At 63.3% G+C, this 14795-nt stretch carries 13 protein-coding genes and 1 tRNA gene; 9 read left to right on the forward strand and 5 right to left on the reverse strand.

The features are described from left to right. Positions 1-46: 46 nt before the first annotated feature. The 4 genes from MU521_RS12410 to MU521_RS12425 all read right to left on the reverse strand — a co-directional run bounded on the left by MU521_RS12410 (position 47) and on the right by MU521_RS12425 (position 5418). A complete protein-coding gene (locus tag MU521_RS12410) occupies positions 47-2029 on the reverse strand; it encodes an AMP-dependent synthetase/ligase (protein WP_092692732.1) in 1983 nt (660 codons plus the stop codon). A 343-nt stretch (positions 2030-2372) separates the two neighbouring features. Then, positions 2373-2483, reverse strand: a tRNA-Glu gene (locus MU521_RS12415). A gap of 61 nt (positions 2484-2544) precedes the next feature. After that, positions 2545-3204, reverse strand: coding sequence for an HNH endonuclease (locus MU521_RS21825; protein WP_092692729.1), 660 nt, complete (start codon positions 3202-3204; stop codon positions 2545-2547). 210 nt (positions 3205-3414) lie between these two features. Beyond that, entirely contained in the window at positions 3415-5418 is a 2004-nt protein-coding gene (locus tag MU521_RS12425) for a 3-hydroxyacyl-CoA dehydrogenase/enoyl-CoA hydratase family protein (protein WP_092692727.1), read from the reverse strand. Between the two features lie 189 nt (positions 5419-5607). On the opposite strand from MU521_RS12425, the gene MU521_RS12430 reads away from it, so the two are divergent. The 6 genes from MU521_RS12430 (at position 5608) to MU521_RS12455 (ending at position 12198) form a co-directional block, all read left to right on the forward strand. After that, positions 5608-6762 carry an acyl-CoA dehydrogenase family protein gene (locus MU521_RS12430; protein WP_250864798.1) on the forward strand — a complete coding sequence of 385 codons (1155 nt, stop codon included), beginning with the start codon at positions 5608-5610 and terminating at the stop codon, positions 6760-6762. A gap of 153 nt (positions 6763-6915) precedes the next feature. Next, positions 6916-8070 (forward strand): acyl-CoA dehydrogenase family protein, encoded by a 1155-nt coding sequence (locus MU521_RS12435; RefSeq protein ID WP_250864799.1) that lies wholly within the window; start codon positions 6916-6918, stop codon positions 8068-8070. A 95-nt stretch (positions 8071-8165) separates the two neighbouring features. Further along, positions 8166-9320, forward strand: a complete 1155-nt coding sequence (locus tag MU521_RS12440; protein WP_250864800.1) for an acyl-CoA dehydrogenase family protein — start codon at positions 8166-8168, stop codon at positions 9318-9320. 237 nt (positions 9321-9557) lie between these two features. Then, complete coding sequence (cysE, locus tag MU521_RS12445) at positions 9558-10172, forward strand: serine O-acetyltransferase (RefSeq protein ID WP_092692722.1); 615 nt, start codon at positions 9558-9560, stop codon at positions 10170-10172. A 37-nt stretch (positions 10173-10209) separates the two neighbouring features. Beyond that, positions 10210-10818 carry a DNA-3-methyladenine glycosylase family protein gene (locus tag MU521_RS12450; RefSeq protein ID WP_092692719.1) on the forward strand — a complete coding sequence of 203 codons (609 nt, stop codon included), beginning with the start codon at positions 10210-10212 and terminating at the stop codon, positions 10816-10818. A 369-nt stretch (positions 10819-11187) separates the two neighbouring features. After that, complete coding sequence (locus tag MU521_RS12455) at positions 11188-12198, forward strand: succinylglutamate desuccinylase/aspartoacylase family protein (RefSeq protein WP_092692716.1); 1011 nt, start codon at positions 11188-11190, stop codon at positions 12196-12198. Between the two features lie 24 nt (positions 12199-12222). On the opposite strand, the gene MU521_RS12460 is transcribed toward MU521_RS12455, so the two are convergent. After that, a complete protein-coding gene (locus tag MU521_RS12460) occupies positions 12223-12825 on the reverse strand; it encodes a DUF6517 family protein (RefSeq protein WP_245681184.1) in 603 nt (200 codons plus the stop codon). A gap of 281 nt (positions 12826-13106) precedes the next feature. Between MU521_RS12460 and sdhC the strand changes: the two genes are divergently transcribed. Genes sdhC through MU521_RS12475 form a run of 3 tightly spaced genes read left to right on the forward strand, consistent with a single transcriptional unit; the run spans position 13107 to position 14765 of the window. Next, positions 13107-13499, forward strand: coding sequence for a succinate dehydrogenase, cytochrome b556 subunit (gene sdhC, locus MU521_RS12465; protein WP_092692713.1), 393 nt, complete (start codon positions 13107-13109; stop codon positions 13497-13499). A gap of 1 nt (position 13500) precedes the next feature. Further along, entirely contained in the window at positions 13501-13869 is a 369-nt protein-coding gene (locus MU521_RS12470) for a succinate dehydrogenase hydrophobic membrane anchor subunit (protein WP_092692710.1), read from the forward strand. Continuing rightward, a complete protein-coding gene (locus MU521_RS12475) occupies positions 13866-14765 on the forward strand; it encodes a succinate dehydrogenase/fumarate reductase iron-sulfur subunit (protein ID WP_092692707.1) in 900 nt (299 codons plus the stop codon). Before MU521_RS12470 ends, MU521_RS12475 begins: the two co-directional genes overlap by 4 nt. The last annotated feature ends 30 nt before the right edge of the window (positions 14766-14795 follow it).

Genomic DNA, 14795 nt, shown 5'->3' on the forward strand with positions numbered 1-14795 from the left:
CCATCACCGCTCGGCCGTCCGGGGACACTCCCTGTGGTCGTGTCCTCTAGTCGTCCGCCGTCGCCGGCTCGCCTTCGTAGACCTTCGTGACCTTGTCCTGGAACTCGGATTTGATGTTGCGGCGCTTCTTTTTCAGCGAGGGGGTGAGCATGTCGTTTTCGGGGGTCCACTCGATGTGGGCCAGCTCGAACTGTTTGATGGTCTCGTGTTTCTCGAGGTTCCGGTTGACGAGCTGGACGTCCTCGTTGACCCACTCCTTGACCCGCTCGTCCTCGCAGATTTCCTCTTTGGAGTTGGGCAGGTCGATGTTGCGGTTCGACGCCCACCGCCTGATGGCGTCGAAGTTCGGGACGATCAGGGCGGAGACGAACTTCTCGTCGTCGCCCATGATCATGATCTGTTCGACCCGCGAGGAGGTCGAGAACTCGTCTTCGATGGGTTCGGGTGCGACGTTTTTCCCCGTGTCCAGCACGATCAGGTTCTTTAGCCGGTCGTGGTAGACGAGGTAGTCGTGTTCGATGCGTTCGACGATGTCGCCGGTCTTGAACCAGCCGTCGGTCGTGAACGCCTCCTCGGTTTTCTCGGGCATCTCCCAGTAGCCCTCCGTAACGTTGGGTCCTTTGATCAGCAGTTCACCCACCTCTCCCGCGACGTCCTCGAACTGATCGTCGGCGACCTTTGACTCGTCGATCTTGATATCGACGTCGGGCAGGGGTGGGCCGAGGGTTCCGGTTTCGAGGATTTCCGGCGGGTTCGTCGAGACGACCGGGGCGGCCTCGGTCAGGCCGTACCCCTCGAAGATGGGGATACCCATCCCTTTGAACAGATCCGCGAGGTCTTTGCTCAGACTTCCCCCACCGCTGACGAAGAAGTCGACGTTGCCGCCGAGTTCCTCTTTGACCTGCTTGAACACGAGTTGGTTGGCGACGGAGCGTTTGATCTTCAGTCCGAGTCCGGGGTTTTCCGCCCGGCCGTACGTCCGTGCGACCTCGACGGCCCACTCGAAGATTCGCTCTTTCGTGTCGGACCCGCTGGCCTGCTCGCGCATCTCGTCGAAGATGCGCTCGTACACACGAGGGACGCTCGACCCGCCACGCGGCTTGATTTTTTGGATGTCCTCGCTGACGGTGTCGGTGCTCTCGGCGTAGCCGACCGTCACGCCGGACGCGAACATCAGGAAGTGCCCGGTCGTGCGCTCGAAGACGTGCGCCAGCGGGAGGAAGGAGATGGTCCGACGGCCGGGATCCAGTGACGGCACGTCGTCGTCCTTGTCGGGTCTGGGGCCGACCCGCTTGCGGACCTGGTTGACGTTCGACCGGAAGTTGTGGTGGGTCAACTTCACGCCCTTTGGTTTGCCCGTCGTCCCGGAGGTGTAGATCAGACTCGCCAGGTCGTGCATGTCCTGTTCCTCGATCCACGACCAGTACTCGTCCTCGTCGAACCGCTCCTCGCCGAGTTCGTATACCTCAGAGAGCGTGTGGATCTGATCGACGTCGTCGTACTTCTCCAGTTCGTCGATGACGACCACGAACTCCAGGCTGAGTTCGTCCTGTACCTTGATGATACGGTCGAGCAGATACTCGTTCTCCACGACGACACCGGTCGCACCGGGGTCGTTGAGGAGATACTTGATCTGCTTCGGCGAGGACTCGGTGTACACGGTAGTAACCGTCCCACCTGAAGCCAGCAGTCCGAAGTCCGAGAGCGCCCACTCCATCCGAGGGTTGGACATGATCCCGACACGGTCGTCGTTCTCGACGCCGAGTTCGCGAAAGCCCGCCGCCAGTCGTCTGACGAGGGTTCGCATCTCGTCGTACTCGAGCGACGTGTATTCGCCCGGCTCGGGTTCGTCGATGATCTCCGGAGTGAGTGTCCGCTCGTAGATCCCGCCCTTGTACATCTGGGCGTCGATGTCGCCGTACCGCTCCGCCGCGTCCTCGAACATCTCGGGGAGCGTGTTCTCCTCGATCACCTCGTCGGTGTACTCGCGCTCGTTCTCTCGGATCGTTTCGATGTCAGGTGGGGCCATGCATTGTGATATCGCGTCAGTCGTTAAATATGCCCGGGTCGTTCATGATAGATGAAACGGGCGTGGCCGTGTGCGCGGCTCTCCGGTCCGAATCCGGCTGCACCGACACCGCCCTGACCCGGTGAAATAAAGGGTACCTGACACGGGAGACAAGAGGGCCGAGCCGGTCGTCAGCACGACAGGACACCGGCGACGCGACTGCTACGGCTTTCCGGATCGGTCACCCCGAAAATGCACCGTCGGGGATTTGAACCCGATGGCGAACACTCGCTGACGCTCGTGTTCGCGTGGTTCAAACCACCGTGAGTCCATTCGCCGCTCGCGAGTTTGCGAGCGGCAGGAATGCACCGTCAGGGATTTGAACCCTGGTCCTCGGCTATCTTCCAAAGCCGGTCAGATTTGCCGATACTTTGTCGAAAGGCCAAGATGATTGGCCGGACTACACCAACGGTGCGTGCAACTCAACGTCAAAGCCGTCCAGTAATAAACCCTGCTTTTCGGACCCGGGATGGGTGTCACTCACAAAGCGGGTCCCTCGGTTCGGATTCGAACTCCAGTTCCCCGTGCTCGGCCTCCGAGTGACATCGATGACAGAGAAGAACGAGGTTACCGATGTCGTGCGCGTCTTGCTTCCGCGTTTCGGGCCCGTCCCGAAAGGCCCGAACCGGGATGACGTGATGGACTTGGAGTTGGCGCTCCGAGCCGTCGTGTCCACAGTTCTGGCACACCTCGTCACGGCGTCGGGCGGTCGTTCGCGCGACTTTCCATCCCGGACCGTAGTTCCTGACGTGGCCGCCCACCAGGCCGGATTGTCTTCCCCACGTCGAGATTCGCTCATCCGCCGACGGGTCTCGAGCGGGCGTTCGAGTCCCTCCAGCGATTCGGAAATCTTCTCGCGAACGGTTTCCGGGTGTGATTTTCCGGAGTGTGATGCCGCCGTTCGTCGCCTGGCCGCCGCCGAGAACTCTCGCCCTCTCAAGGCCTCGGAGATCCGTTCTTTCACCTCTGCATCGCGATCGCTGCCGTACAGACCGTGGTTCCCACCCGCCGCCTCGCTCGTCTCGATCCCGAACTGGTTCATGCACTTCCGGATCGTCCGCGACGAGACGTCGCACTCGTCGGCGATCTCGCGCTACGTGAGTCCTTCGTCGTGATACTTCACCGCCAGCCACCACCCGTTTCGATACCGCGTCGCCATCGACATACGGTTCGGCGTGCTATCAAAAAAGCGTCAGCCCGCCGGAGTGACAGTAAAGAGAAATCGTCGTACGGCGGACCGTTCGATCCCCGGAAGTGGCCCACGTCTCCAAGAGTTACTGCCCTTCGAAGTCCGGCGCACTTCCGTTAGACCTGCGGTCTAACGGCGTTCGCCGGGATTTTTCGGGTTACTGACCCTCAAAATCGGGCTCACCGTCGCCCATGAAGGCGGTCATGCCTTCCATGACGTCGTCGGTGCCGATGAGGTGGCCGAAGGCCTGGGACTCGACTTCCAGTCCGGCCTCGGTGTCGTCGCGGCCCTTCAGCATGGCGCGCTTGGTCATCTTCTGGGCGACCGGCGGGCCCTGGGCGAGCTGTTCGGCGAGGTCGCGCGCCTCGTCGAACAGGTCGTCCTTCGAGACCACGTCGCGCAGGAAGCCGAAGTCCGCCATCTCCTCGGCGTCGTAGCGCTCGGCGGTCATGATGATCTCCTTGGCGGGGCCCTCACCGATGACGTTGGCGAGGCGCTGGGTGCCGCCCCAGCCGGGGAGCAGCCCGAGGTCGAGTTCGGGCTGGCCGAACTCTGAGCGCTCGGAGGCGATCCGGATGTCGGTACACATCGAGAGCTCCATTCCGCCGCCGAGACAGAAGCCGTCGATGCCGGCGACGATCGGGAGCGGGCACTCTTCCAAGCGGCCGAAGGTGGCCTGGCCCTGTGCGGAGAGTTCCTGTGCCGAGAGCGGGTCGGCGCTGGTGGCCATGGACTGCACGTCGGCCCCGGCCGAGAACGCCTTGTCACCTTCGCCGGTGATGAGGATGGCGCGAACCTGTTCGTCCGCCTCGAAGATCTCTCGGGCCTGGTCGAGTTCCTCCAGCACGTCGAGGCTGATCGTGTTCATCCGGTGAGGCCGGTCGATCAAAATGTGCCCGACCTGCTTCTCGTCGTGGCCCTCCGGCACGTCCACGTCGATGCGCTCGATGGCGATGACCTCGAAGTCGGGACCGCTGTCCTCGTCGTCACCGGCACCGTCGTTGAACCCGCCCTGTTCGGCGGCCTCCTCGAGGTAGTCGGGGTGCTTGTAGCGGGCCGCACCGGTCTCCTCGTACAGTTCCTCGAGCTTGTGCAGGCACTTCTCGACGCCGTACTCGTCGATGGATTTGGTCGGTCCCTCGGGGAAGCCCGCACCCATCATGACGGCCTCGTCGATGTCCTCGGGCGGGGCCACGCCGTCGCCGACGAGGTTGGCGATCTCCTTGGCGAGGGCGGCGTTGAGGCGTTCCTCGACCTCTTCGCTGTACTCGTCGGTCGGCACGTCGGCACCGTCGCCGTCCTCGTAGTCGTAGAAGCCCTTGCCGGTCTTCTGGCCGAGTTCCTCGTTCTCGACTTTCTCCTCCATGATCGGAGCCGGCTCGTACTCGTCACCGAGCACGTCGTTCATGTAGTCCAGGACGTGGTAGGAGATGTCGATGCCGGTCATGTCGGCCAGCTCGAAGCTCCCCATCGGCAGGCCCATGTGGTACTTGGTCGTGGAGTCGATCTCCTCGACGGTGGCCACGTCCTCGCTGAGCATCCAGCAGGCCTCGTTCATCAGGGGCACGAGGATACGGTTGACGATGAAGCCGGGCGAGTCCTTCCGGACGCGAACGGGGGTCTTGCCGAAGTCCTCGGCCAGGTCCTCGATGACCTCGATGGTCTCGTCGGACGTGTGTTCGCCGTTGATGACCTCGACCAGCTGCATCCGGATCGGCGGGTTGAAAAAGTGCATCCCGCAGAACTGCTCGGGACGGTCCGAGACTTCCGAGAGGTCGGTGATCGACAGCGACGAGGTGTTGGTCGCGAAGATCGCGTGGTCGGGCGCGGACTCCTCGACCTCTTCGTAGACGTCCTCCTTGATCTCCATCTTCTCGGGGACGGCCTCGATGATCACGTCCGCGTTGCCGACGGCCTCCTCCATGTCGACCAGCGGCGTGACCGAGTCGATGGCCGCGTCGGCCTCCTCCTCGGTGATCGTGTCCTTCTCGGCCAGCTTCTGGAGGCTCCACTCGATGTCCTCGTAGCCGCTCTGGACGAACTCTTCTTTGATGTCGCGCAGCCGCACGTCGTACCCCGCGAGTGCGGCGACCTCGGCGATGCCGTGGCCCATGTTCCCGGCGCCAAGCACCGCGATGGTTTCGATATCTTCGAGTTGCATGAGTCATTGGAACACTCTCCGCCAGCCCCTTTCAGTGTTTTTCTTTGGCCGCAGAAACGGATTACAGTCCGTCTATCGTTTACTCTCGGCGGAAACATCGTTACCCGATTCGCACCAGCAACTAACAACGCTTGACGAGTTGTCTACTGATCACAAACAATTATGTTGCATAAGTCCTCACGGTGGCGTATGGATTTTGAACTGCCAGAGGGAATCGACCAGATCCGGAAGGAGATCCGCCGCTTCGGCGAGAACGAGATCGAACCGGTAGCCAAAGAGTACGACCGCGACGAAAAGTACCCCCACGAGGTCATGGACAAGGCCAACGAGATGGGGCTGCTCGGTGCCTCCATCCCCGTCGAGTACGGCGGTGCCGGCTACTCCGTCCTCGAGACCTCCATCATCTGTGAGGAACTGTTCGCCATCGACCCCGGAATCGGCTTCTGTATCGTGGCGTCCTCCTTCGGAACCGAAGCCATCCAGGAGTTCGGGACCGAAGACCAGAAAGAAGAGTTCCTCGAACCCGTCGCGCGTGGTGAGAAGATTTCCGGTGCGGCCATCTCAGAGCCCCACGCCGGTTCCGACGTGTCCTCCATCTCGACCCGTGCCGAGAAGGATGGCGACGAGTACGTCATCAACGGCAACAAGATGTGGATCTCGAACGGGTCGATCGGCGACTTCTTCGTCGTCCTCTGTCAGACCGACCCCGACGCCGAGGGCCGCTACAACGGCTTCTCCCAGATCATCGTCGAGTCCGACCGCGACGGCTTCGAGGCCGACAAAATCAAGGGCAAACTCGGGATCCGTGCCTCCGACACGGCGGAACTGATCTTCGACGACGTGCGCGTGCCCGAGGAGAACGTCGTCGGGACCGAGGGTATGGGTTTCCTCCAGCAGATGCAGTTCTTCGACGCCACCCGGGTCGGCGTCGCCGCACAGGGTGTCGGTCTCGCCAAGGGCGCGGCCGACCGCGCGCTCGAATACGCACAGGAGCGCGAGCAGTTCGGCCAGCCCATCTCCGAGTTCCAGGCCATCCAGCACAAGCTAGCAGAGGCCTACACGGACATCGAGGCCGCCCGCAACCTGACCTACAAGGGTGCCTGGGCAGTCGACCAAGGCGAGCAGATCACGAAGCTCGCGTCCATGGCCAAGGAGTACGCCTCCCGGGTCGCCGTCGACGTGGCCAACGAGGCCGTCCAGGTCCACGGTGGGGCCGGTTACGTCGACGACTTCGATGCCGAGCGGTTCTACCGTGACGCCAAGATCCTCCAGATCTACGAGGGCACCACCGAGATCCAGAAGAACATCATCGCCCGCGAACTCCTCGGCAAGGGCATGTCGTAAGCCGTCGAGAGTTTACAACCCAGGGGATGTGGTCGGGTGCTGATCCCGGCGCCTATGGCCTAAATTTTTCTCCGCCAGTGTTCCGAAACAACCACCAGTCCGTGGTAAGGGGTTGCAAAGGAATATTAATACTGTAACCCCATTTGGGGGTGTATGGACTTCGAGCTTCCCAGTGAGATCGACCAGATCAGAGACGAGATCCAGCGGTTCGGTGAGAACGAGATCAAACCGGTCGCGACCGAGTACGACCGCGAGGAGAAGTATCCCCAGGAGGTCATGGACAAGGCCGCCGAGATGGGGCTGATGGGGGCCCAGATACCCGTCGAGTACGGTGGGGCCGGCTACTCGATGCTGGAAGCGGCGATCATCTCCGAGGAGATGTTCGCCATCGACCCCGGAATCGCGCTCTGTCTCCAGTCGGCGTCGTTCGGTGCCGACGCCATCATGGAGTTCGGGACGGAAGACCAGAAGGAAAAGTACCTCGAACCCATCGGCAAGGGCGAGGCCGTCATGGGTGCGGCCATCTCCGAGCCCCACGCCGGCTCCGACGTGTCCTCAATCTCGACGGAAGCCGAGAAGGACGGCGACGAGTGGGTGATCAACGGCAACAAGATGTGGATCACCAACGGCTCGGTCGGCGACTTCTTCGTCGTCCTCTGTCAGACCGACCCCGACGCCGAGGGCCGCTACAACGGCTTCTCCCAGATCATCGTCGAGTCCGACCGCGACGGCTTCGAGGCCGACAAGATCACCGGCAAACTCGGCATCCGCGCCTCCGACACCGCGGAACTGATCCTCGACGACGTGCGCGTGCCCGAGGAGAACCTCGTCGGAACGCCCGGCATGGGGTTCCTCCAGCAGATGCAGTTCTTCGACGACACGCGGACCGGCGTCGCCGCACAGGGTGTCGGTCTCGCCCGCGGTGCCGCCGAGCGCGCCCTGGAATACGCCCAGGAACGCGAGCAGTTCGGCCAGCCCATCTCCGAGTTCCAGGCCATCCAGCACAAACTCGCCGAGATGTTCACCGATATCGAGGCCGCGCGGAACCTGACCTACAAGGCCGCGTGGTCGGTCGATCAGGACGAGCAGATCACGAAGCTCGCGTCCATGGCCAAGGAGTACGCCTCCCGGGTCGCCGTCGACGTGGCCAACGAGGCCGTCCAGGTCCACGGTGGGGCCGGCTACGTCGACGACTTCGACGTGGAGCGGTTCTACCGTGACGCCAAGATCCTCCAGATCTACGAGGGTACCACCGAGATTCAGAAGAACATCATCGGTCGCGAACTGCTCGGCAAGGGTATGTCGTAACCGCGGGAACTCCGACCCCAGTTAGGTGGTTAACACTGTTAAACACACCTCGGTTTTATTGTTTATTGGTAGCTACCGGACTAGCGGAGACGCCAATGAACTTCGAGCTTTCCGACGAACTGCAACAGATTCGGGAGGAAGTGCGCCGCTTCGGCGAGAACGAGATCGAGCCGATCGCCAGCGAGTACGACGAGAAAGAGAAGACGCCCCACGAGTTGATCGAGAAGGGAGCGGAGATGGGGCTGACAGGAGCCCAGATCCCCGTCGAGTACGGTGGTGCCGGCTACGACGCGCTGGAGGTCGCGATCATCATCGAAGAACTGTATTCGATCGACCCGGGCTGTGCCGGTGCGATTCTCGGGACGGCCTTCGGGAGCGAAGCTATCGTCGGGTTCGGCACCGAAGACCAGAAAGCGGAGTACCTCCCGCCACTCGCAAAAGGCGAGGCGATCATGGGATCGGCCATCTCGGAACCCGACACGGGCTCTGACGTGTCCTCCATCTCGACCCGGGCGGAGAAAGACGGCGACGAGTGGGTGATCAACGGCAACAAGATGTGGATTACCAACGGCTCGGTCGGCGACTTCTTCGTCGTCCTCTGTCGCACCGATCCCGACGCCGACGGCCGCTACAACGGCTTCTCCCAGATCATCGTCGAATCGGATCGGGACGGCTTCGAGAGCGACAAGATCACCGGCAAACTCGGCATCCGCGCCTCCGACACCGCGGAACTGATCCTCGACGACGTGCGCGTGCCCGAGGAGAATCTTGTGGGCACCGAGGGCATGGGCTTTTTACAACAGATGCAGTTTTTCGACGAGACTCGGACCCAGGTCGCGGCCCAAGCCGTCGGGGTCGCGAAGGGGGCCGCCGAGCGTGCCCGTGACTACGCACAGGAGCGCGAGCAGTTCGGCCAGCCCATCTCCGAGTTCCAGGCCATCCAGCACAAACTCGCCGAGATGTTCACCGACACCGAGGCTGCGCGGGGACTCACCCTGAAGTCAGCCTGGAGCGTCGACAACGCCGACGAACAGTTGACCACGCTGGCCTCGATGGCGAAAGAGTACGCCTCCCGGGTCGCCGTCGACGTGGCCAACGAGGCCGTCCAGATCCACGGCGGAGCCGGCTACGTCGACGACTTCGACGCCGAGCGGTTCTACCGTGACGCCAAGATCATGCAGATCTACGAGGGCACCACCGAGATCCAGAAGAACATCATCGCCCGCGAACTCCTCGGCAAAGGGATGTAACTCCGGAGCGATCCGTCGACGAGTAGCGCGACACGGCACGGCCCTGGTCCGTACCCGTTCCGGACAGCCTTTATAGGTTGGGGGCGACGAGATACGATACCATGCGCGTCCAGCGAACGCAGGTGACCGGCTCGCTTCCGACCAGCCCCGCCGGTCGGCGGGGCTGTTGCCGGTGCTGACTCGTTTCTCGACCCGCTGGCCGCACCGGCTACCTCCCGCCCCACATCACACATCACAATGTTCGACCGACTCGACGATATCAGGAAACACGTCACCGAAGACGTCCGCACCGCACTGGCGAAAGACCCGGCGGCCAAGAGCGCGCTGGAGGTCGCCCTGCTGTATCCCGGCCTCCACGCCGTCTGGCTCTACCGCATCGCCCACACCCTCTGGACCGGCGACCACCGGCTGGCCGCCCGCGCACTCTCGGAGTTCGCCCGGTTTCTCACCGGCGTGGAGATCCACCCGGCCGCAACTATCGGTCGCCGGCTGTTCATCGACCACGGCCAGGGCGTCGTAATCGGGGAGACCGCCGAGATCGGCGACGACGTACTCATGTATCACGGCGTGACCCTCGGTGGCGACTCCATGCGCCGGACGAAACGCCACCCGACGATCGAAGACTGTGCGACCCTCGGCGCGAACGCCACACTGCTGGGCGCGATTACGATCGGCGAGGGTGCGACCGTCGGTGCCGGCTCCGTCCTCACCGAGGACGTGCCGGCCGGTGCGACGGCCACGGGCGTCCCCGCCGAGGTGACCGAGCGGGCCGAGGACCGCGACGGTAGGGACGACACGACGGAACGGACAGCCGGCACCGAGTCCGAGCCCCACTGGCTGGCCGACTGTTGAGGAAACCTATTTTGCCGCGCGACCCCTGTGCCGGGACGTGACAGGTCCACACGACGAGCTGGCGACCGACACGTACCTCGGGCCGCTGATCGAGACCCACGGCCGCCTGACCATCGAACCGGCCGACGGCTTCTTCCAGCGGTTCGTTACGTCGATCCTCCGCCAGCAGGTGTCGATGGCCTCGGCGGCGGCCACACGGGAGCGCCTGTTCGAGGCCGTCGACGTGACACCCGCAGGGATTCGACAGGCCGACGACGAGGTTCTTCGGGACGCCGGCCTCTCCCGGCAGAAGACCCGCTACGTCAACAACGTCGCCTGGGCCTTCGAGCAGCGGGGCTGGAGCAAGACCTACTTCGAAGGGATGGACGACGACGCTGTGCGTGCGGAACTGACCGACGTGACCGGCGTCGGGACGTGGACCGCGAACATGCAACTGCTCTTCTCGCTCGGTCGCGAGGACGTGTTCCCCGTCGGCGATCTCGGCGTCCGAAAGGGGATGCAGACCCTCTTCGACGCCGACCTCACGCGAGCGGAGATGGTCGACGAGGCAAACCGCTGGCGACCGTACCGGAGCTTCGCGACGCTCTACCTGTGGCGGATCGAAGAGGATATCGCAGAGAGCGTCGCGGAAGTGGTCGGCGAGTAGTCACCCCTCGCTGGCTTCCTCTTCCCCGGTGTCGATCTCGGTCGCGGGGCGGTCGGCGCGTCGGCGTTCGGTTCGAGAACTGCCCCGCCCTGAACGTCGACGGCCGTGGTTTCGGCGCGGGCCCACCCGGCTTCCCAGCCCAGCGCCGAGACGGCGTTACAGATGGCCTTCGACTCCTTCCGGCGTGGAGGGCGAGGACGCCGATAGTCGGGTCCGTCGCATCGGTCACGGTGGATGATGCATCCGACCGACGGTATGTGTGGTGATCGGTGGGTGGGCCCCGACGGGGCTGACCGCTGCCTACTGTGGTGAGTTTCCGGACTCGAGCCGTGTGAACGGTTTTTGTACGTCCCTGCCCCACACGTTGCCATGACCGAGGGGGTCTTCACGTACAGCGGCGGTCGGGTCGAACCCGGCGAGACCGAGGATATCCGGTTTCCGGTCAGCGAGACGTATCTCGGCGACCCGATCCGCATCCCGGTGACGATCATCAACGGGGCGAAACCGGGGCCGACCGTCTACCTCAGCGCGGCGGTCCACGGCGACGAACTCAACGGGATCGAGGTCGTCCGCGAGGTGGCCCAGGAGTGGGACCACGGCGGCCTCGAAGGCACGCTCGTCTGTCTACCCGTCCTGAACGTCCCGGGATTCATGGCCCAGCAGCGCTACCTCCCCATCTACGACCGCGACCTCAACCGCGCCTTTCCCGGGGCCGAGGACAGCACCAGCGCCCGCCGGATGGCGGCCCGCATCTTCGACGAGTTCGTCGAACCCTGCGACCTGGGAATCGACTTTCACACCTCCACGCGCGGCCGGACCAACATGCTCCACGTCCGGGCCGACACCGACGACCCGCAGGTGGCACGCCTCGCCAAGGCCTTCGCCTCACACGTCATCATCTCGAGTGAGGGGCCCTCCGGGTCGCTCCGCCGGGAGGCCACCGACGCCGGCGTCCCGACCATCACCGTCGAGATGGGCGAGGCCCACCGCTTCCAGCGCGACCTGATCGACCGCGCGCTCGACGGCGTGGTGAGCGTCCTCGCCGAGTACGGCCTCCGCCCGACCGACGCCGTCCGCTGGCCGGGTTGGCGCACCATCGTCGGCGATCAGAACGAGAAGACCTGGTTGCGGGCCAGCGCCGGCGGTGTCGTCGAGATGCACCACATCCAGGGCGCGCTGGTCCACGAGGGCGACCGTATCTGCACCATCACGAATCCGTTCAAGGCCGAATCCGACACGGTCTGTGCGCCCTTCGACGGGGTCATCGTCGGCGTCCTCGAGAACCCACTCGTGTACCCTGGGAACCCGCTCTGTCACCTCGTCCGGCTCGACGCCGACACGCTCCGGGCGGTCGAACGGGAACAGCCCAACGCGGAGTGAAAGACGTGGCGGCGTCGAACCCGATCAGCTATCAGTCCGGTGCGTGAGACCGTTCAGCAGGGTGACGACGCGATCCTCCTCGCCGTCGATCCGTTCGGGATAGATGGCGACGACACCGATGTAGTCGCTCCCGTGTTTGAATTTGCTGGCGTGGATGACCACGTCGACGTCCTGGCCGGCGAACCTCGCCGTGCCGTCGAACTGCTTGATCGAGCGCTCGGTGCCCAGCGCCGAGACGTTCTGACTCCCGGTCTGGTTGCCGACCGAGATGCCCTCGTAGCCGGTGTTGAACCTGGTGAGGATGTCTTTCTCGGACATCTCCGAGAGCGGGTTGAGTTTCTTGGTCGCGATCTCGATCTGGGGGCTTGAGAAGGCGACGAACACCGCGGCGCGCTGTTCGCCGACCGGTTCCAGTCCGACCTGTCGTTCGTACTGTGCGAGCCAGTTGGTCACGACGACTTCCCGGGTCTGGCCCGCGGCGGTGAACTCGCGGGTGACGTTCTTCTCGCTCACGTTGGTCTCTTCGTAGCCGGTGTCTTCGAGCGAGGCGTCGGAGACGGTCGCTTTCGAGGCGGTGAAAGAGAGCGCCTCCGTTCCCAGGAGGAAGCCACACCCTGCCAAGGTCATCAGTCCTGCAACTGCAACTGCTGCCAGTATTCGTCTGCGCATGGTGTCCAAGTCAGTTTATCGAGATGAGGGTGACCAATATGCGTTTCGGCCGGGCGAGACGGGTGTGGTGTGTGGGAAAGCCACAGCCGCCCCGGGATCGGGGTGGACGAACGGGGGCAAACACGTCGTCGAACCGGACAGTCGGAACCGAACATGAGCGGGCCGTCGGGGGCTGAAAAGTGGGATCCGGAGGCGAGGTAGAAACTACTATACACCCCCAGTACTACCCCACGAACGTTATGAGTCAGTCGTACGACCGGGGCACCATCGAGGACTTCGGCCGGTGGAAGGAGTTCTCGGCCGGCATGTGGGCCTGGATCTTCCACAAGTTCTCCGGCTGGGTGCTGATCGGGTACCTGTTTACACACATCGCGGTGTTGAGCACTGCGACCCAGAGTGGGACGATGTACACGCAGACGATCCGTGGGTTGGAATCGCTCGCCATCGTCCGCGTCCTCGAGGTCGGCCTGCTCGCGGTCGCCGTGTTCCACATCCTCAACGGCGTCCGCTTGCTGTTCGTCGACCTCGGCGTCGGGCTGGAGGCACAGGACAAGAGTTTCTACGCATCGCTCGTGGTCTCGGCGGCCATCGTCATCGCGAGCGTGCCGACCTTCCTCGCGGGGGCGTTCTAACATGGCCGAGCACTACTCTTCGTTCGAGTACAAGGGGACCCGGTGGTTCCTCCAGCGGATCACCGCCGTCTTCCTGATCGGCGTCCTCGCCTTTCACTTCATGCTGTTGCACTTCGTCAACCACGCCGCCGAAGTTACATTCCTGGGGACCCAGGCACGGATGCAACAGGTCGGCTACTTCGGCACGATGATCGCGTTCCTCGTGACCGCGACCTTCCACGGCGTCAACGGCGTCTACAACGCCCTGGTCAACCAGGGCCTCAGCGGCACGCGCAAGACCACCGTCAAGTGGGTCCTGATCGTCGCCAGCGGCGTGTTGATCGTCCAGGGCATCCGAACCGCACTCTACATGGCAGGGATCATTGCATGAGCACTGAAATCAAAGAGAAAGAGACAGAGACCGAGACAGAAGCAGAGACCGAACCGGCGGAGTCGTCCCACAAGACCCGCCGGATGGAGCAAAAGCGCCAGCGCGCGGCCCAGCGGGACCTCGAAGAGGAAGCCCGCGAAGAGGTGGACGAGGCCGAGGAGACCGTCGAGATCAAGGTCTTCCGCTTCGATCCCGAGGTCGCCGGCAAGGAAGAACCGCGCTTTGACACCTTCCACGTCCCCTTTTTCAAGGGGATGACGGTGCTCGACGCGCTCATCTACGCCCGCGACCACTACGACTCCTCGCTCACCTTCCGGCACTCCTGCCGGCAGGCCATCTGTGGCTCCGACGCACTGTTCGTCAACGGGACACAGTGTCTGGGCTGTAAGACCCAGATTGCGGACCTCGAGGACCACCTCGACTCGACCATCCGCATCGAACCGCTCCCCCACCAGGAGGTCGTCAAGGACCTGGTCGTGGACATGGAACACTTCTACGACCAGATGGAGGCCGTCGAGCCGTTCTTCGACGCCGACGAGCTCCCTGACGGCGAACTCGAAGAGCAGCGTCAGGACCGGGAGAACCGCGAGAAGATCAAGATGTCCACGCGCTGTATCTGGTGTGGCGCGTGTATGTCCTCGTGTAACATCGCGGCGGGCGACAACGAGTATCTCGGCCCGGCGGCCATCAACAAGGCCTACCGGTTCGCGATGGACGAACGCGAGGGCGAGGACCGCAAGCAACAGCGGCTCAACATCATCGAACAGGAACACGGTGTCTGGCGCTGCCAGACCCAGTTCTCCTGTACCGAGGTGTGCCCGAAAGACATCCCACTGACCGATCACATCCAGGAACTGAAGCGTGAAGCGGTGAAGAACAACTTGAAGTTCTGGTAATCCCTAGCGGACACAATCACAGTCAAAAAT

The sequence above is a fragment of the Halorientalis regularis genome, from assembly GCF_023698535.1.
Lineage (GTDB): Archaea > Halobacteriota > Halobacteria > Halobacteriales > Haloarculaceae > Halorientalis > Halorientalis regularis.